This window comes from Caldanaerobacter subterraneus subsp. tengcongensis MB4 (genome assembly GCF_000007085.1).
GTDB lineage: Bacteria > Bacillota > Thermoanaerobacteria > Thermoanaerobacterales > Thermoanaerobacteraceae > Thermoanaerobacter > Thermoanaerobacter subterraneus.
The window spans coordinates 1,023,282-1,041,674 of sequence record NC_003869.1 but is presented as its reverse complement, the minus strand read 5'-3'; the positions used below and the strand labels follow the sequence as shown (position 1 = coordinate 1,041,674).

Annotated in this window: 13 protein-coding genes and 1 tRNA gene; 3 read left to right on the top strand and 11 right to left on the bottom strand. The window is 36.0% G+C overall.

The features are described from left to right. Positions 1-13: 13 nt before the first annotated feature. From TTE_RS04995 to TTE_RS04980, 4 genes are read right to left on the bottom strand one after another with little or no spacing between them, the layout of a single operon-like run. Complete coding sequence (locus TTE_RS04995; RefSeq protein WP_011025402.1) at positions 14-1,549, bottom strand: chemotaxis protein CheW; 1,536 nt, start codon at positions 1,547-1,549, stop codon at positions 14-16. Positions 1,550-1,581: 32 nt separating this feature from the next. After that, complete coding sequence (locus TTE_RS04990) at positions 1,582-3,516, bottom strand: methyl-accepting chemotaxis protein (protein ID WP_011025401.1); 1,935 nt, start codon at positions 3,514-3,516, stop codon at positions 1,582-1,584. Positions 3,517-3,553: 37 nt separating this feature from the next. Further along, a complete protein-coding gene (locus TTE_RS04985) occupies positions 3,554-4,129 on the bottom strand; it encodes an HD-GYP domain-containing protein (RefSeq protein WP_011025400.1) in 576 nt (191 codons plus the stop codon). A 52-nt stretch (positions 4,130-4,181) separates the two neighbouring features. Further along, positions 4,182-5,114 carry a PucR family transcriptional regulator gene (locus TTE_RS04980; RefSeq protein WP_011025399.1) on the bottom strand — a complete coding sequence of 311 codons (933 nt, stop codon included), beginning with the start codon at positions 5,112-5,114 and terminating at the stop codon, positions 4,182-4,184. A 379-nt stretch (positions 5,115-5,493) separates the two neighbouring features. Between TTE_RS04980 and TTE_RS04975 the strand changes: the two genes are divergently transcribed. Beyond that, the gene (locus TTE_RS04975) at positions 5,494-6,777 is read left to right on the top strand and encodes an IS110 family transposase (protein ID WP_011025398.1); all 1,284 of its coding nucleotides are present in this window, start codon (positions 5,494-5,496) and stop codon (positions 6,775-6,777) included. Positions 6,778-8,202: 1,425 nt separating this feature from the next. On the opposite strand, the gene TTE_RS04970 is transcribed toward TTE_RS04975, so the two are convergent. Both TTE_RS04970 and TTE_RS04965 read right to left on the bottom strand, forming a co-directional pair. After that, a tRNA-Leu gene (locus TTE_RS04970) sits at positions 8,203-8,291 on the bottom strand. A gap of 264 nt (positions 8,292-8,555) precedes the next feature. Then, positions 8,556-11,006: an ASKHA domain-containing protein gene (locus tag TTE_RS04965; protein WP_011025396.1), complete on the bottom strand. Its 2,451-nt coding sequence runs from the start codon at positions 11,004-11,006 to the stop codon at positions 8,556-8,558. A 313-nt stretch (positions 11,007-11,319) separates the two neighbouring features. On the opposite strand from TTE_RS04965, the gene TTE_RS04960 reads away from it, so the two are divergent. Then, positions 11,320-12,807 carry an aminotransferase class I/II-fold pyridoxal phosphate-dependent enzyme gene (locus tag TTE_RS04960; protein WP_011025395.1) on the top strand — a complete coding sequence of 496 codons (1,488 nt, stop codon included), beginning with the start codon at positions 11,320-11,322 and terminating at the stop codon, positions 12,805-12,807. A 33-nt stretch (positions 12,808-12,840) separates the two neighbouring features. Here TTE_RS04960 and TTE_RS04955 read toward each other — a convergent pair whose 3' ends face one another. The 4 genes from TTE_RS04955 to nagB all read right to left on the bottom strand — a co-directional run bounded on the left by TTE_RS04955 (position 12,841) and on the right by nagB (position 16,360). After that, entirely contained in the window at positions 12,841-13,416 is a 576-nt protein-coding gene (locus tag TTE_RS04955; RefSeq protein WP_011025394.1) for a TlpA family protein disulfide reductase, read from the bottom strand. A 12-nt stretch (positions 13,417-13,428) separates the two neighbouring features. Then, on the bottom strand, positions 13,429-14,085 hold the full coding sequence (locus tag TTE_RS04950) for a cytochrome c biogenesis CcdA family protein (RefSeq protein WP_009611141.1): 657 nt from the start codon (positions 14,083-14,085) through the stop codon (positions 13,429-13,431). A gap of 83 nt (positions 14,086-14,168) precedes the next feature. Then, a complete protein-coding gene (locus tag TTE_RS04945) occupies positions 14,169-15,506 on the bottom strand; it encodes a phenylacetate--CoA ligase family protein (RefSeq protein ID WP_011025393.1) in 1,338 nt (445 codons plus the stop codon). A 92-nt stretch (positions 15,507-15,598) separates the two neighbouring features. Continuing rightward, positions 15,599-16,360: a glucosamine-6-phosphate deaminase gene (gene nagB, locus TTE_RS04940; RefSeq protein ID WP_011025392.1), complete on the bottom strand. Its 762-nt coding sequence runs from the start codon at positions 16,358-16,360 to the stop codon at positions 15,599-15,601. A gap of 112 nt (positions 16,361-16,472) precedes the next feature. Between nagB and TTE_RS04935 the strand changes: the two genes are divergently transcribed. After that, positions 16,473-17,825 (top strand): PIG-L deacetylase family protein, encoded by a 1,353-nt coding sequence (locus TTE_RS04935; protein ID WP_041587137.1) that lies wholly within the window; start codon positions 16,473-16,475, stop codon positions 17,823-17,825. Here TTE_RS04935 and TTE_RS04930 read toward each other — a convergent pair whose 3' ends face one another. After that, complete coding sequence (locus TTE_RS04930) at positions 17,826-18,380, bottom strand: gamma carbonic anhydrase family protein (RefSeq protein ID WP_011025391.1); 555 nt, start codon at positions 18,378-18,380, stop codon at positions 17,826-17,828. Positions 18,381-18,393: the final 13 nt, after the last annotated feature.

Sequence of the window (18,393 nt, the reverse complement as noted above, 5' to 3'; positions counted from 1 at the left end):
TCAAACCCTTGCGTCAATTATCTGCTTCCTCTATTGCCATTAGTTCTTTTTTCTCCTTTCCTGACAACACCTCTTCCACAGATAGCAAAATAATCATTCTATTCGTTTCATCAAACTTCGCAATTCCTTTTATAAACCTTTGGTCTATTTCATCCATCAGAATCTCTGGCGCATCCTCTATCTGAGAATGTCCAATTTTTACTACTTCTTTAACTGAATCAACGATTAGACCGGTGTGCCTTCCAGAAATTTCAACGATCACTATCCTATTGCGATCATCCCGATTTTTCTCTTTTAATCCAAATTTTTTTCTAAGATCGATAACAGGTACAATCGTACCTCGCAGGTTTATAACACCCTCCACAAAATCCGGTGCCTTAGGAACCGCTATTATTTCTGTTGGTCTTATTATCTCCCTTACATCCTCTATAGAAAATGCGCATTCTATACCATCTACCAAAAAAGTTACAAGTTGCTCCTCTTCGTCCTTCGTATCAACAACCTTCATCTCTTCATCACCACCCTGTGCCCTCAATATATCAGCACTTTCTCTTAACCTATATGAAAATAGCTTTTTGGGATCAAGTATGTAAACTAGGCGGCTACCTTCATTCAGCTTACATATACCACTTATTTCTTCACTATCTTTTGTCTTTAATAAAGGTGGCACAGGAGTAACCGCAACTTTATCTATTCTCAACACTTCCAAAACCAAATCAACTTTAAGCCCCACAGCATATGTAAAACCATTTTCACTTATACTTGTAACTACTATTCTCGACCTCTCATCAAAAGAGCATTCCTCCATATTAAACAATCGTCGTAAGCTAACAATGGGTAATACCTTATTTCGAAGAGAAATAACACCAAGGACATAAGGTGGTGTATTGGGGACCTCACTAACTTCACCAGAAAAACGAACAATTTCCTGTACACTGCCTACCTCAATACCGTATTCTTCCTCTCCTATCTTAAAACTTATCATCTCCAATTGTTCACCGTTAGCATCTGTGTTCTTCTTTTCGCTTTCTTGAACTATGTCAATTATATTGTTCTTACTAACTTCCACCTCTTCTTTGATAGTTTCTCCATCGCGGAAATTTAGAAGTTTCTTGGCATCTAGCAGCATGATCAACTTTTTGCCTTTTTCAATTTTGGCAATACCTTCAACAAAGTCTGCAGCAGTTTCTGAGCCAGACCCCTTTTCTATTTCCTTTTCATGGATAGATATTACTCCAACCACCTGATCAACCACATACCCTAATTTCTTGTTACCCGCTGTCAGCACGATCACACGACTTGCCTCAGTATCCTCATTTCTTTTGAGTCCCAAACGTAGTCTGCAATCTACGATCGGTAAGATTGTACCTCGCAAGTTGGCAAGACCACGAATATATGAAGGAGTGCCGGGAACTTTTACTACATCAGGAACCCTTATTATTTCTTGGAGATATCGCATATCTATGCCATATATTTCATCGCCCAAATGAAATGTAACACACTGAAGGCCATTTTTCCTTGCCACATCTTTTGTGTTTATCAGTTCCATAAAACCATCACCTTAACCAATATATTTAAATCTTAAAGCTGTTGCATTTCATCGGCTAGTGCTGCAATGTCTTCAATAGCTTGTGCTAACTCCCTTATACCCGCTGCTTGTTGCTTACCGGCTGCAGCTGCTTCTTGTGCAGCCCTTGAAGCCTCCTCGGCTGCAGATGCAATCTGGTCTATTCCTTCCCTTATTTGCCCTATCGCTAATATACTCTGATTAGCCTCTTCTGCAATTTCTTCGCTAGCTTTTACCATTTCCTTCATATCCTTTTCTATCTGCTCCAAATCTTTTGAAGTACTTCTAGCTTTTTCTACCTCTTCAACAGTAGAATCGCCTATTGCCTCTGCATCTTCAAGCACTATTTCTATTTGCTCCTGTATAGCTCTTACCAGTTCTTTGATTTGCTCTGCATTATTCGTACTATCTTGCGCCAAATTTCTTATGTCCGATGCAACAACTGCAAAGCCTTTACCGTATTCTCCTGCTCTTGCAGCTTCTATAGCTCCGCTTACCGCAAGCATGTTTGTTTGAATACCAACTGTGACAATAGTATCCACAATTTTATTGATCTGTTTAGCCATAGACTCCAACGTTTTTATTTTTTCTATATTTAGCTTGTTTTCATTAAGAGCATCTTCAATACCAGCAATAAGCTGATCTACATTGCTCTTGTTGGTTTCAAGTAACCTTGAAAGTTCCATCACTTTATTTAAAGCCGACTGCGCCTGCTCGCCAATCGTCTTCATTCCTTTTTCTACCTGAGCAACAGCGCTGGAAGATTCTTCTGCTGCACTTGCCTGCTGTTCAGCACCTTTGGATATCTGGGAAAGTGCAACCATTATTTGATCTGCTGATTTGCTTAATTCTTCTATCGCAGCGGAAAGTTCTTCTGCCGCAGCTGCAAAGCTTTCAGCCGATTTTTGAGTATCAGTGGACGTCCTTAAATCTTCTGCCATCTCAGCAAGTTCAGCAGCCGCCTGACTTACATCAGCGAGAGCTTTTGCTTGTTGTTCTATCGCTTGAAGTGACTCTTCTGTAGCACTAGCCTGCTCTTCGGCATTGCTTGCTATTATTTCCGCTCCTTTTTGGAATTCTTGTACAGCTTGAAACGATTGACGACTGAGATCATTTATCAAAGACACCCCTTTTACTACCTCATCCATTGCCGTGAGAATAGAAACAAGACCTTCACTTATAGTTTTCCCTCTTTCAACCTGTGAACGTGCTTTGGCTGCTGCTCCATTAATGGCATCTACTACCACCTTAACTTCTTGCTGAATTTGGTTTACTACTTCTCTTATATCATTAGCCGCCTTTTCCGAAGTTTCAGCAAGTACCCTTACCTCATCAGCGACTACGGCAAATCCTCTGCCGTGATCTCCAGCCCGTGCTGCCTCTATGGCTGCATTCAATGCCAGTAAATTAGTTTGATCTGCTATTCTCCCAACTGTCTTGACTATATCACCTATATTCTCTGCTTGCTTTTCTAGTTGTGCTACAAGTCTTGCTGATTCTTCATTTTTAGCCGATGCTTTATTTACACCTTCTACAAGCTTTTCTATGTCTTCAGCTGTCTTTTTTACAAGTAACTGAATAGCCTTAGCCCTATCCAATACCCTCTGGGCATTCTCTGCTGAACGTTCTGCTCCTTTGGTTACTTGTTCAATTGCTGCGAGTGACTCCTGAATTGCTTTGCTTGCTTCCTCTGCCCCGCTAGCAATTTGTTCCATAGAAGATCTCAATTCTTCAATTGCTCCTGAAGCTTCTTCAACTCCAGATGAAAGCTCTTCTGTTGCTGCTGCAATTTTTTCCGCTGCCTGTTGCCTTTTTGCAAAGGTGCGCGCCTTTTTCCTTTGTATTTCAATTTGCTTTTTATCTACCCCCTCCATGGCTGTATTTATGCTAGTTGTACTTGTGGTCTCTCCGCTCAAAGGAGCAAGTGTCTTATGATTTTTTTCAGCCATATTTTAAACCTCCCATAATATTGTAAAATTTTTGAATTTAAATATTTTTAACAGTATCGACATATGATTTGTTAATATATCTTAAAAAAATGTCCAACAATTCTTCATCAAACTGTCCTTTTGATTCTTTTAATACGTCAATAGCCTGTTGAATGGATAACGGATCTCGGTAAGGTCTTTTGCTTGTAAGCGCGTCAAATACATCTGCAATAGCAATTATTCGTGCGAAAAGTGGTATGCTTTCACCCCTTAAACCTTCCACATAACCCATACCGTCGTATCTTTCGTGATGATAATAAATGCCGTCAATAATCTTTTTGGGGAAACCGAGATTTACTAACAACTTTTTTGCTATTACTACATGCTGCTGCATCATTTGTTTTTCCCAACGTGTATAGCTTCTAGACGTTTTTAAAAGCTTGTCTGGCAATGCAACCTTGCCGCAATCATGCAATAGAGCAGCTATATATAGTTCTTTCATATCCTCTGAATCTAAGCCCAATGCAACGCCTATCGTCATAGCGTATTTTGCCACATTTCGAGAATGAATGGCTGTTGCTCTATCTCTTGCTAGTAGCATGTAAAATAAAGAATGAGTAACGTCAGATGTCATGCTCTACCTTCCTTTAACATTTTTTCTTTTGTGCTTTTATGCTATCTAAAGTTCACCTCCTATAATTTTGGAGCTTTCGCTTAAATTTAATTATAATAACAGTATTGGAAAAAACATATGTCTTAAAAGGACAAAAAAAATAGCATGTTGTGTATTTTTTGCTATGAATAGTAAACACATTACTCAAATCCAAAATTAGTCTTATTGCTTTTGTCAATAGATAGTAGTAGAATCTCTTACTTTCGTCCTTTAGTATATCTTCTCCTGCCAATTCCTTTATTTTATTTAACCTATATTTAATCGTATTTGGATGCATAAAAGTTTTCTCAGCCGTCTTCTTTATACTTCCATTATTATCCATAAATGCTTCTAAGGTTTCTAGTAGATTTGTATTGTGCTTTTTGTCATATTCGTAAATACAACGGATACTTTCGTCTTTCAAAATATCTTCTCTATCAACAAAACGCAAAAATTTGTATATACCTAAATCGTCATAAAAAGTAAGGGTTTCTTCCTTGTAAATCCTCTTTCCTACCTCTTTCGCTACATGAGCCTCAGTATAGGCTTTTTTAAAGGAAAACTCCCCTTTTATTGATGAACTGACTCCTACTACTAATTTGAAATGTGAAGTTAAAGTGCGTATTTCTCTTTGCAGTTTACAAAAAACTTCTCTTAACATATTCCTATATGTCCGATTTTCATATCTATTTCTATCAAACCCAAGAAATAATAATATTTCATCGGTTTTAGGTAAAGTAAAAAGAAAATGTGTATCTAACGCATTTCTTAAAAAATCTTTTGTTTTTCTCTTTATGAACTCTTCCTCGTGCTTGTTTTGTGGCATGTCTATTTGTAGTTCACAAATTAGAGCAAAATTCTCATCATAAAGAGGTAAATTTAAGCCATTAATTTTTCTCATTAACTTCTCTAACTCGTTACCCAAATCTTTAATCGCATATGATTGCTCAAATGGGATTTCTCCCATGCAATAAACCCTCCCCATAAATAACCTAATCCTCTTTTTTTATTTATATTCGACAAAATTCGATAAAATCCTTTTGAATTATCTAATATTTTTTTTTTTTTTTTTTTTTTTTTTTTTTTTTTTTTTTTTTTTTTTTTTTTTTTTTTGAAAAATTATTAAAATTTGTAATATAGAGAATCATTTACTGCATTTCTGAAACCGATTAATCCAGCTAGAAAAAATAGTCAAAAGTAAAATATAAAAAATAATGGAGCATTCCTGTAATGAATAAAAAATAAGGGAGAATGGACTTTGAAAAAATAAGTACCTCCTGATAAAATACAGAGTGTAAGTTTAAGAACTTACCTCGAATTATCAAAATAAACAGGAGGTACCTAAAATGAAGTATAAACAAAATGAAAAGATTTTGCAAGTAACGGGAGACACATTAATTGCGGGAGTAGACATAGCAAAAGAAAGCCATTATGCCAGAGCATTTGACTACAGAGGAGTAGAATATGGAAAATACCTAAGATTTGAGAACAATAGAGAAGGTATGACAAAATTTCTTAACTGGGCAAAAGACTTGATGGAGAGACATAAGAAAAACAAACTAATAGTAGGGATAGAACCGACAGGGCAATATTGGCTGTGTTTTGCCCAATACCTTAAAGACAATAACATAAAGGTAGTATTGGTTAATCCATTTCATGTAAAGATGAGCAAAGAATTAGATGACAATTCTCCCACAAAAAGCGATAAGAAAGACCCAAAAACAATAGCAATGCTAGTAAAAGACGGGAGATATGTAGAGCCGATAATACCTGAAGGAGTATATGCGGAATTAAGGGTAGCGATGGACATAAAAGAGAGGTTGAACAAACAAATAGGGATGACAAAAAATCAAATAACAAGATGGTTGGACATATACTTTCCAGAGTTTAACACCGTATTTTCAGACTGGGAAGGGAAAGCAGCACTTATCACATTAAGAGAATTTCCAACGCCTGAGAAGATAGCAAAAAAGAGTGCTGAAGAAATAATATCGATATGGAAGAAAGAAGTACAAAGAGGGGTAGGAGAAAAAAGGGCTATAAAGCTGATAGAAACTGCTAAGGAGAGCATAGGGAAGAAGCAGGGCATAAAGATGGCGGAATACGAGATAAAGACTCTCATTGAACAATACGAATTTCTCAAAAAACAAATTGAAGAAATAGAGAAGAAGATGGAAGAATTAATAGTTGAGATACCAGGGGTTAAAGAACTACTAGAAATCAAAGGGATAGGAGTAAACACAGTAGCAGGTTTTATTGCAGAAGTAGGAGATATTGAAAAATATGAACATCCAAAACAGATACAAAAACTAGGGGGATTAAACCTAATAGAAAATAGCTCTGGTAAGCATAAAGGAGAAACGACAATAAGTAAAAGAGGGAGGAAGCGATTGAGGAGTGTGCTATTTAATGCAGTAATGGCCTTGGTCGCAAAAAACGAAGAATTTCGTGAACTACACAAATATTACACCACCAGAGCGCAAAACCCGCTAAAAAAGAAGCAATCACTAATAGTATTGTGCAACAAACTGATAAGGATATTTTATGTCATATTAAAGAAAGGAGTAAAATATGACCCAATCAAGATGATGAAGGACATAAAGAGGCCAGCCTTACAGGAAGCTGCATAAAAAGTGCCAACATACTATAAAATCAATTAAGGGTTAATTATCTTCTCTTCAGCTTTAACTTACTCACATCTAAAAAGCTGATCCTTAAGAAGAATTAATTTTTAGGGAAAACGAAAGTGTGAACGACGTGACATAAAAGGTAAAGGAAGAAATAAAGCAAAAACAACTAGTCAAGATGGTATATTGACAACAAGAGCGGGAATTGTCATAAAAATAATCACCATACGGGCAAAGACCCTGCAATGGAGCAGAAATGACATCCACCTCATGGCAGGTAGAACGAAGGAATTAAGGACTAAGATCCAGTGAGACATGGGAGGGTAAACCCCATGAGATAAGTGGAGCTATCCCGCCATAATATGGAAATAGGATATGAGGTTTATTAAGCTTACCCATTTAATGGTTAGATAAGTAAGAAATGGTAATATAAGCCATGAGATGCTCTTGTTGTGATGAGAAAATTAAAGAAAAACTAAGATATTAAGAGAAAATAAAAGATAATAGAGGGAGGTGACATTATATTGAAAATCCCCATTATTTTAAATAATCAACGCTAGTTCTTCTTCGCTTTGGTTTTTGATTCTCTCCCGGTGAGGTCTTTTTTCCACATTCATACTTAATTTTCCTGCTCAGTTACTTATTGAAATTTTACGCTATCCGTTCATTTCTAATTTCCAGCTTCACCTTCCGCCTCTAAATTTCTACAAAAATAAAAACGCCTTTTTCAGTGCGTTTACTTTTTCCTTATAAATTTCTAAAATTTTATTGCATAATTTTCTGCAAATGTAGCCTTTCCCTATATCATCTCATTTAAGAGCGGTTTTACTTTTTTAAAATTCCTTTTTCTTTCGCCTTTATCAAAACTCCCAATGTGCTTACTACAGTTAATTCCAAATTTTTAATAGTCCCTTTACACACAGAAAAAATTGCTAATAGAAAAGTATTCCGTTTCCTTTTAAGGCACAAGAATAGCCTAAGCTCACAACTCATTCAATTCCAACTATTCATTTTCTGCAAACACTGTATTTCTCATCATAATAGCCATTGTAACTCCAAACTTAAAATGCCCATTATAAACTACTGCTTGATAAACATAGGACAGACTTTATTATTTTTTGGAGACTAGATTTCATTTCAGGTATACCTTTTTTCTAAGATATTTTCTTAATTAAATTTCCCAAAAAAGCTATTTTTTTCGCTCAATCAGTGAACACTCTTACTTTCTGCCTTTAATTCATGTATCATGGTGACATCCTATTATATACGGTTAGCGGTATGTAATTATTTAACAGGTATTGCAACAAGCAATAAAAAAAGGTATCCTCTTCAGGGATACCCTTTAAAGCATAATCTAATTGCATTACTGGGTCTATATTTAAAGGTCTTCCAGAAAGTTCAAAACTCTGGAAACCTTGATTTTTAAGCTGGTGCCGAAGGCGGGAGTCGAACCCGCACGGGGTGTGAGCCCCACTGGATTTTGAGTCCAGCGCGTCTGCCAGTTCCACCACTTCGGCAACTGTTACATTTGATATAATACCACAGACTAATAAAAATTTCAATACCTTTTTCTCTCCTACTTTGATACTTTGCCGAAAAATGTTATGATTCCATTGATACTATACTAAAAGGAGTTGAAAAACTTGCAATATCTGAAGCTTCCATTGAAAGTTGCCTTTTTGTTTGTCGGCTCTTCAAAGAAGATTACCTCAAATATTCCAATAAGACTCCCTTGCTTTTTCCAAACTTAAGCTTAATTTTCCACGATTTAATTTCCTTACTTAGAAATACATCCCGTCCATAAACTTCTTTTGAAAATCAGGATGCGTAGAAAGTTCTATATATCTGATCTTGTCCTTTAGGCCAACAGCTCTTTTTAACTCTTTTTCTGAAAGTAGGCACATGACAGCCCCCATTCCCGCACTGTTTCCTATTTGTAAAACTTTTCCTTCCAACTCTTTTGGTATAAGGCCTATCTCAACAGCGCTTTTAGGTGAAATGTAATTCCCAAAACCTCCCGCCAAAAATACTTTCTTAACATCTTTTACGTCTATTCCCATTTCTTTGAGCATGATGTCAATTCCTGCCCTTATAGCCCCTTTTGCCATCTGTATCTGCCTAATATCTCTTTGCGTTATATATATATCTCCTCCTATCAAAAAAGCATCTTCTCCTTTAAAAACCCCGACTCTCTCTTTAAAAAGCTCCACATCTTTTACAATTCGCCCTGTCTTGTCTATAATTCCATACCTTAATAATTCAGAGATGGCATCTACAATGCCAGACCCGCATATGCCTTTTGGCTCTTTCCCCCCCACAGTAGTGTAAGGGGGAACTTTAGCAAAATCTACATGATCTATTGCTCCTTCAAGAGCAGGCATGCCAAAAGTAATACCTCCTCCTTCAAAAGCAGGACCTGCCGCCGCAGAAGAAGCTATCATTTTATGTTTATTGCCTAAGACCATCTCTCCATTAGTCCCTATATCTATGAGCAAGCTCATATCCTCTTCTAAATCCATTCTGCTGCCCAACACCGCTGCTATAGTATCTGCACCTACATAGGCTGAAATCAATGGCAATGTGATCACATACCCTTCTTCGTTTATCTTTATCCCCAAATCTTTAGCCTTTATCTCCATCATAGAAGTAAAAGTAGGTACATAAGGTGAAACAGCTATATTCTTCACATCCACCTTCAGCAAAAAGTGTATCATCGTGGGATTCCCAACTGCTACAATCTCGTAAATATTATCTCTTTCTATTTTATTCCTCCAAGAAAATTCTGAAATTGCCTTATTTATTTCTTCAATCAGCAGAAAATGCAAAGTATTAAGCCCATCTCTCTCTTTAAGGGCATATTCTATCCTTGAAATTACATCTGCTCCAAAATTTCTCTGAGGATTTAAAGAAGAATATACATCTATCTGTTTCCCTGAATCCAGGTCATACAAATAGGCTACAATAGTAGTAGTTCCTATATCCAAGGCTATCCCGTATTTTTTATTTGCCAGATCTACCCTTTCTATGGCAATAAGCTCACTTTTCCTCAAAACCAAAGTAACCTTCGAATTTTCCTTTTCCAAAAAAGAAGGTATATTTCTTACCACACTCAAAGGAATCTCTAAAAATTCTCCTACAGCTTCTTTCACCCTTTCAACAAAATCTCTTTGGTCTTCCAACGTAGGTAAAGCAATAACTACAGGTCTTTTATCTATTCGACTATCAAGAGGCACTTCAATATCTTTCTTATTTTCAGTCAAGATCCTGGCTTTGCCTTCTTTATACAAGACCTGTACCTTCAAGTCCTCGTGAACTTCTACAAAACAAGCAAGCCTTACATTCTTTTCTATTTCTTCTCTTGACAAAAAATAGGCTTCTTGCTCAGAAACTTCATAAGATTTATCTACTCTAACTCTACATTTGCCACAAATCCTGTTTCCTCCACAAGAGTTAGGTAAGTATATGCCATTTCTTGAAAGCAAGTAAAAAAGGTTCTCTCCTTCTCTCGCTACCAACTCTTTTTCTTTCCCCTCAAAGTATACTACGACTTTGTATCTCTTTTCCCCCAACTGTTTTGACATAATTTTTTTCCTGTATATACAATCTACTAAAGGGCAATTGTCACAACTTGCTGCTATCTCACAGGTCTTAACATTTTCCCCTATCCCACATACAAAGGAGACGCTTTTCTCTGGCAATATCATAAAATTTTCATTTATCTTCAGCCCAATTTCCTCTGCCCTTGCTAACCTAAAAATAGCCAACTGATTTTTTATATCCCAGTTATTTCCTGGGAAAAATACTGGAGTTATTTTCTTCCCGTAACTTTCCGATTTCTTCTTTAAGTCCTTCCAAAAGTCCAAGGTAACTTCTTCCAAAAACACATTTGAGATGGTATCTAAAATAAATCCCTTTGTATACTCTCCTTTTTGAAAAAATTCTTTTATTTTGCTTTCAATCCCCTCCCCCAAGCTTATGACTGCAGCAACTATATAATCACTGCCTTTCAAATTTTCAACCACATATTCTCCATGTAGAAATTCCCCATTACCTACACTTATCCTGTCTTTTGATATATTGAATTCATCATACACTTCATATTTTACTTTATAATCAACAAACTCCTCAAACTCTTCTATCAATTGTTCAACCTCGCCCTGTATTTCCTCTACATCAAATCCCATGTTTTTCAATTTTTCCGTACTTTCTTCGATCAAATGCTTGTTGAGCATACATTCACCCCTTTTTTTGAGCGACTTTCTTATATTATACAAGCAAATTAATAAAAATCAAATTAGAAATTATGCCTGTAAACCTCTTCCTTCAATAAAATGTATTTGACATTTTAAGCTTATTAACATAGTATATAGTATAGTGCCATAAGCCTTTTAGATGTCACAAAAATTTTACAAACAATTTACTCCTCAACGCAAAATTTATTATTGAAATTTGAATGGATATGTCTTATAATGAATTGAAGTTATTAATAAGTTTCAATCCGGAGGTTTTTTAAAGATTAAAAACTATGAAAGAGGTGTAAAAGGGTTGAAAAAGCTAGATCAAACTCAAACCCCTTTATTTGACGCTCTAATGGAATATGTGAATAATAATACAATTCCCTTCCACGTACCGGGACACAAAAAAGGGGAGGGAATGGCCAAAAAATTTCTAGACTTTGTTGGAAAAAATGTGCTCTCAATGGATGTAACTGTGTTTCAGCAAGTAGACAGCTTGCACAAACCAACAGGTCCTATCAAATACGCTCAAGAGTTGGCAGCAGAAGCTTTTGGAGCAGACGCAACATTTTTCTCAATACACGGAACCTCTGGAGCCATCCAAGCTATGATTTTAAGCGTAATGGGAGAAGATGAAAAAATCATTGTACCAAGAAACATTCACAAGTCTGTGACCTCCGGAATCATATTAAGTGGCGCTATACCAATTTACATGCAGCCAGAAATTGACAAAAATATCGGGGTTGCCTTGAACGTCACCCCTGAGACGGTCGAAAAAACTTTAAGACAGCATCCTGATGCAAAAGCGGTTTTAATCATCAACCCAACTTATTACGGAGTTTCTACAGACATAGTAAAAATTGCTGAAATTGTCCACGATTATGGAGCAATTTTAATGGTAGATGAAGCTCATGGCCCTCACCTTAAATTTAACGAAAAATTGCCCATTTCGGCTATGGAAGCAGGAGCCGATATATGCGCTCAAAGCACTCATAAAATTATTGGTTCTATGACACAAAGTTCAATGCTTCATGTAAAAGGAGACAGGATAGATATAAACAGGGTAAAGCAGGTGATGAGCTTATTACAGACCACAAGCCCTTCATATATACTCCTGGCGTCACTGGACGTAGCAAGAATGCAAATGGCTACAGAAGGAAAGGAACTTCTGGACAGGACTATCGAATTAGCTGAATACGCCAGAAGAGAGATAAATAAAATTAAAGGGCTTTACTGCTTTGGCGAAGAAATAGTAGGTCGCGATGGCGCTTATGATTTTGACCCTACAAAAGTGACCATAACTGCCAAAGGATTAGGTATAACTGGGCATCAACTGGAAAGAATCTTAGCAGAAAAATACTACATTCAAGTAGAGCTTTCGGACATGTACAATGTCCTCTGCGTATTCTCAATTGGAGACACAAAAGAAAAAGTAGATTACTTGCTTCGCGCTTTAAGAGAGATAAGCGACGAATTGTACGACGAAAACATAGAAGTAGCAAAGCCAATAGATATTCCAGAAATTCCCGAATTAGTAGTTTCACCTAGATATGCCTTTAACGCTCCTACAGTGGCTCTTCCTCTGAGAGAAAGTGTAGGGCAGATAAGCGCAGAATTTTTAATGGCATATCCACCTGGAATACCAGTGCTCTGCCCTGGCGAAAGAATAACAATGGAAATTATAGAATACGTCGAAAAAATGAAAGAGGCAAATTTAAGCATTCAAGGCACAGAAGACCCAGAGGCAAATTATATAAAGGTGGTAAATTACAGACAGGCTCTAAATGTAATCGCATAAAAAAGAGTATCTCCCCACGAGAGATACTCTTTTTTATTCTGAAAGCGCTTTGTAGTACTCCTCTATTTCATCGTAGGTCATAGCCCCGTTGCTGATGGCCCTTATTACCCCATTTTTGTCTATAAAATAAGAAACCGGTATAAACTGTATTTTATAATCGTAGGCTGTGCTCAAATCTGAATCCAAAAGCACAGTAAACTGGTATCCCTTTCCTTCTAAATACTGTCTAACTTTCGCTTCGCTCTCCCCTAAATCTATAGCCAACAAAACAGTGTCATCTTTATGCGCCCTTATAAACTTATCCAAAGCAGGCATCTCAATCTTACAGTAAGGGCAAGTAGTAGCCCAAAAGTTGAGTATTACTTTCTTTCCTCTCAAACTTGATAAGGTAACAGTATTGCCATTAAGGTCCTTTAAAGTGAAATCAGGAGCTATATCCCCTATTTCATTTCCTACTTTGCGCTCCTCATTGGAAGAATTTGATTTAGTTTGATTTTCCACTTTTGAAGGGGTAGGTTCTGCGGTTTTAGTGTAGCTATTTAAAACAAAAATCAAAGCTCCTATAAGCGCAATTGCAACAATTGTAAAAATTAAACTTTTATTCTTCACTTTTACCACCTCTTAATAAAGATATCCTGTTATTTTTATAAGCATATTAAAATACAGTAAAATGCCAAATATTATCAAAATAACACCACTTGCGACTTCTATGTAGGGAAGTATCTTATTAATTTTCTTGTACATGGTTTTAAACTTGTCAATCAAAAGGGCTGTAACAATAAAAGGAATCCCTAACCCCATAGAATAGGCAAAAAGAAGTATTACCCCTACGCTTAAAGTACTTACAGAACTAGCATATAACAAAATAGAAGCCAAAATAGGACCTACGCAGGGCGTCCAGCCTGCTGCAAATGTAACCCCGAGTATAAATGAACCTATATAGCCTGTCTGTATATTTTCCATATTTATTAGCTTCACTTCTTTATTCAAGAAAAGAGGCCTAAAAAGTCCTGTCATCTGAAGCCCAAAAATTACTATTATTATCCCGCTAATCTTCCTAAAAGCATCTTTATAAGATAAAAAAAGTTTCCCCAATTGGCTTGCAGTTGCTCCCATCAACACAAAAATTAAACTAAACCCCAGTACAAAGAGAATCAAATTCACTATATTGTTCTTTCTATTGCCGAAAATATAGGAAACATAAGCGGGAATGAGCGGAAGAACGCACGGCGACAAAAAAGAAACAATCCCTGCCGCAAAAGCAGTGTAAATTGGCACAGGTACACCTCCCTCCCCTATGGGGTATAACTAGTAAATATTATATTACATTCTTCTGAAAATAACAATAAAAAAGCTAAAAATTACCTTCTATCTTTTGTGTAATCTATGACCATTTTCGCCTTCCCTGTCTTTTTATCGATTTGCAATTCTTTTACAAAGCGTATCTCATACCTCACATTTCTTAACCTTTTTTTCATCAAAAACTCATCGATTTGCCTTCTTATCTGCTTTTCTATGTCACTGCTGTAATCGTCAAATTTTACACAATTTAACACAAAACTTTCCTCTGAAGTTTTGACAAATTGATATTCCTTTAGCCCCTGAACGTCAAGGTCATCAATAAAAAGCGGATGGAGAAAATCACTTCCCCCTTTTTCATTTTTAAACCACATCATCTCTTCTTCTCTTCCAACAACTCTTTTGATATAAGTGTAAGGCAAAACGCCTTTGTGAAATTTGTCAAAGCCTTCTACCACATCTTTCAATCTATACCTTATGAGAGGAAAAGCCTTATTGTAAAGAGGAGTTATGATGAGTCTGCCCAATTCATCTACTTCCACATAATTCATGTCATCCATCAAATACATGCCTTCATACCAGCTAGATCCCATTCCTAAAAATATGGACTCAGTACAGCCATAATAGTCTATTATATCGGCGTCAAAGACAGAAGCCAAATATTCTTTGACTTCTTTGTTTAAAGGCTCTCCTCCTGTTATTACCTTTTTAGGTTTTATATCAATTTCTCCCTTTTCTTTCATATCCGCCAGTATTTTTACACAAGAAGGATAGCCAGCTACATACACAGGTTTAAAAGATTCAATTTTTCCCTTCCAAGTATCAATAGGTTCTTTTATGTCTACTACAATGCTTTTAGCTTTATACTTTTTAATTCCACTCATTGCAAGAGTTGTAGCAGCATAACCACTTCCTACAGCGGCGATGTACAGCACTTTTATGGGAAAATCTTTAAGCTCAATTGAATTTTTACCTCCTACGCTTATGCGAACCATATTCGCCTCTATTGTATCAATTCCTTCCTCGTCATAAAGAAAATTACATGGTTTTCCTGTACTTCCCGAAGTATGAACAAGGATATATTTGCCTACTTTAACCATAAGTTCATCACTTTTAATAGCATTTTCTATATCTTTCATAGATATATTGCCAGTTATTATCTCAAGAAAATTGTTTTTAACCAAATCCTTGTCTATCATAGGCAATTCTTCAATTGGTATGACATCTAAGTCTTTTTCTTTTATCCCATGCTCTGTATAAAATTCCTTATAAAATCTACTTGAATTGTAAGCATATTTTACAATTTCTCTCATTTTCCTTTCACTGTACTTAAGAACTCTTTCCCTATTCCACTTGTTATGGCTTAAAAGTTCAAATCCTTTTAAAAACATCTTTATCATCTTTCTCACCACTATTAAGCCAATTTATGTAATCCTCTAACCTATTATACCCCAAAGTAAAAAGCTATACAAAATAAAAAAGGGCTTGCGCCCTAATCTATCAATTCCACATTGGCTAGCTCCTCATCCGTGAGAAGAGAAGCTGCCCTTTTATCTATTATTATAGTGACATCAGGATGTAGGGCTAAAACAGTAGAAGGTACTTTTGTTGTCAATCTCCCCTTTAAAGTTTCCTTTATCGCCTTAGCTTTATTACTTCCTGATGCTAAAAGCATAATTTTTCTTGCCTTCATAATACTGCTCAATCCCATAGTGATTGCTCTTCTTGGTACTTCCTCTATGCTTTTGAAAAACCTCTTATTAGCATTTATAGTCTCTTCCGTCAACGTCACTATATGGGTTTTCGTTTCAATGCTTTCATCTGGCTCATTAAAACCTATATGGCCGTTTACCCCAATACCTAGTATCTGCAGGTCAATCCTGCCTATTCTCCTTATCTCCCTTTCATATCTTTTGCATTCCTCTTCTAAATCTTCGGCGACTCCATTTGGAATATGTATATTTTCTTTTTTAATATTTATGTGATTGAATAAATTTTCATACATGAAATAATGATAGCTTTGCGGATGGTCAGGAGAAAGTCCTATGTACTCATCTAAATTAAAAGTAATTACATTTGAAAAATCAATTTCACCATTTTTATGCATTTCTATTAAATACTTATACATGCCCAAAGGAGTAGAACCTGTGGCAAGCCCTAAAACAGTGTCGGGTTTTTTCAGAATTTGCTCTTTTACAATTTCTGCAGCTCTTCTGCTCATTTCATCATAGTCTCTTACTATCATCACTTTCATCATCTTGACCCCCACTAATTTTCTGTTATTTCATTTCTCGGCTCTATTATACCATAAAAGGGCTGGAAAGTGTAAATAATAAAGTCTAGAAGGCAGAAAGGAAGGGAGAAAAATGTCAAAAAAAGTAAGACATGTTGCTGTATTTTTATTAATTATTCTGGCAATATTCGGTTCAATAGAGATTAGCAGTTACAATTACGAAAGAAAAAGTGCTGTAAAAAAATTATACCCTGTTCCCTCTATGTATCAAAGGGTATTAATCATTGCACCACATCCGGATGACGAAACTTTAGCAGCTGGAGGCTTAATTCAAGATACCCTAAAGTACGGCGGAGAAGTGAAGGTGGTAGTGATGACCAATGGAGATTCCTTTAAAAGGGCAGTGATAGAAAATTACAATACTATAAAACCTACTCCTCATGATTTTTTGCGCTTAGGATATGAAAGACAGAGAGAAACTATTTCCGTTCTGAAATATCTGGGAGTCAAAGAAGAAAACATCATATTTTTGGGATATCCCGATAAAGGTCTGGTACTCTTATGGTGGAAAAATTTTGAAAGAACTTTAGAAAGCGCAGGAACTAAAAAAACTCACAGCCCTTATATAAACTCTTATTCAAAAGGCACAGAACATAAAGGAGAAAATGTTTTAAAAGATTTGAAATCAATCATAAAAGAGTATAACCCTACATTAGTTGTTTATCCTCATCCGAATGAACTTCATCCAGACCATTGGGCAACAAACAGCTTTGTAAAATACACACTGTACACGCTGAAAAAAGACCAAATACCTCAGTTTTTGTACATTGTTCATCGCACTGACTGGCCTTTGCCTTTAGGGAAGCACCCCCATTTAAATCTAAACCCTCCTAAACCTCTTTTAAAAACAGGTACAGAATGGCACTTATATCCTCTTTCTGAAGAGGAGGTAGAGAAAAAAGGTAAAGCTATAATCATGTACAAAACCCAAATGAAAGTAATGAAAGATTTTCTACTCGCTTTTGATAGAAAAACAGAGCTTTACGGCTTTTATAGAAATGGCACATTGAGAAAGTACAACAAAAATTTGAACTTCGAAGAATATAAAATCATACTGGATCCTGAAAGAGATAACTTAAGAGATTATGAAAATGGCAGTGTAGATATCACGGCCGTATACGGGTATGTAAAAACTAATATCTTAACCACAGCGATAAAATGCAGAAATAATGCGAAAAAAGAATATGAGTACAATTTAAACGCTATACTGTTCAAAGACCACAGTGAAATTGGCAGAATAAATGTTAGATTTAAAAATGGAAAAATTTCTTCCTCAGAGGGAAAAGGCTATATAAAAAATGGAATAGTTTATATATCTATTCCTGTAGATAAAGATTTTGACGCAATTTACCTTTCTACCTTTACTACTTCAGGAAAAAGCCTCATTGATAAAACAGCATGGAGACTTCTGGAAAAAGAAAAATGATTAATATCCTGATAATTTGTACCAGTTTATCAGGACTTTATTTGAAAGAGTTATTTTTCCAGCAATATTAATCTTGCCTTCAGGGACAGGTTTTATCAAACTAGCTATGTTATCTTCCCTTAAAAACACACCTGATTCCACCATAGTATTCTCTGGCATTTTTACATTTTCCAGCACAGCGCTTATCCCTACATAGCAATTATCGCCTATATAGGAATTAAATATTATGCTCTTTACATTTATACTACAGTAATTTCCTATGTGGCACTCTCCTTTAATTATGACGCCGTTGGAGATTACTGTTCCTTCTCCTATTGTTATTTCAGAAGCCCCTGTGGTATTGATATTTGCTCCGTCGTAAATCGCTGCTTTATCCTTTATGACTATCTTGCCTACTCTGTAATTTTCATCAACTTCATCTGCTCTTATGACGACATTGGGCCCAATGTATACATTCTCCCCCACCACAATATTACCTATTAAAATCGCTGTATCATCTACATAAGCGCTGTGAGCTATCTGAGGATAGTTCCCAAATATATCCTCTCTAATCATAATTTCACCCCAT

What these genes read in the sequence shown, in the direction of transcription:
- TTE_RS04995 (WP_011025402.1), bottom strand. Translation starts at nt 1,549, where the DNA reads ATGGAACTGATAAACACAAAAGATGTGGCAAGGAAAAATGGCCTTCAG.
- TTE_RS04990 (WP_011025401.1), bottom strand. Translation starts at nt 3,516, where the DNA reads ATGGCTGAAAAAAATCATAAGACACTTGCTCCTTTGAGCGGAGAGACC.
- TTE_RS04985 (WP_011025400.1), bottom strand. Translation starts at nt 4,129, where the DNA reads ATGACATCTGACGTTACTCATTCTTTATTTTACATGCTACTAGCAAGA.
- TTE_RS04980 (WP_011025399.1), bottom strand. Translation starts at nt 5,114, where the DNA reads ATGGGAGAAATCCCATTTGAGCAATCATATGCGATTAAAGATTTGGGT.
- TTE_RS04975 (WP_011025398.1), top strand. Translation starts at nt 5,494, where the DNA reads ATGAAGTATAAACAAAATGAAAAGATTTTGCAAGTAACGGGAGACACA.
- TTE_RS04965 (WP_011025396.1), bottom strand. Translation starts at nt 11,006, where the DNA reads ATGCTCAACAAGCATTTGATCGAAGAAAGTACGGAAAAATTGAAAAAC.
- TTE_RS04945 (WP_011025393.1), bottom strand. Translation starts at nt 15,506, where the DNA reads ATGATAAAGATGTTTTTAAAAGGATTTGAACTTTTAAGCCATAACAAG.
- nagB (WP_011025392.1), bottom strand. Translation starts at nt 16,360, where the DNA reads ATGAAAGTGATGATAGTAAGAGACTATGATGAAATGAGCAGAAGAGCT.
- TTE_RS04935 (WP_041587137.1), top strand. Translation starts at nt 16,473, where the DNA reads ATGTCAAAAAAAGTAAGACATGTTGCTGTATTTTTATTAATTATTCTG.
- TTE_RS04930 (WP_011025391.1), bottom strand. Translation starts at nt 18,380, where the DNA reads ATGATTAGAGAGGATATATTTGGGAACTATCCTCAGATAGCTCACAGC.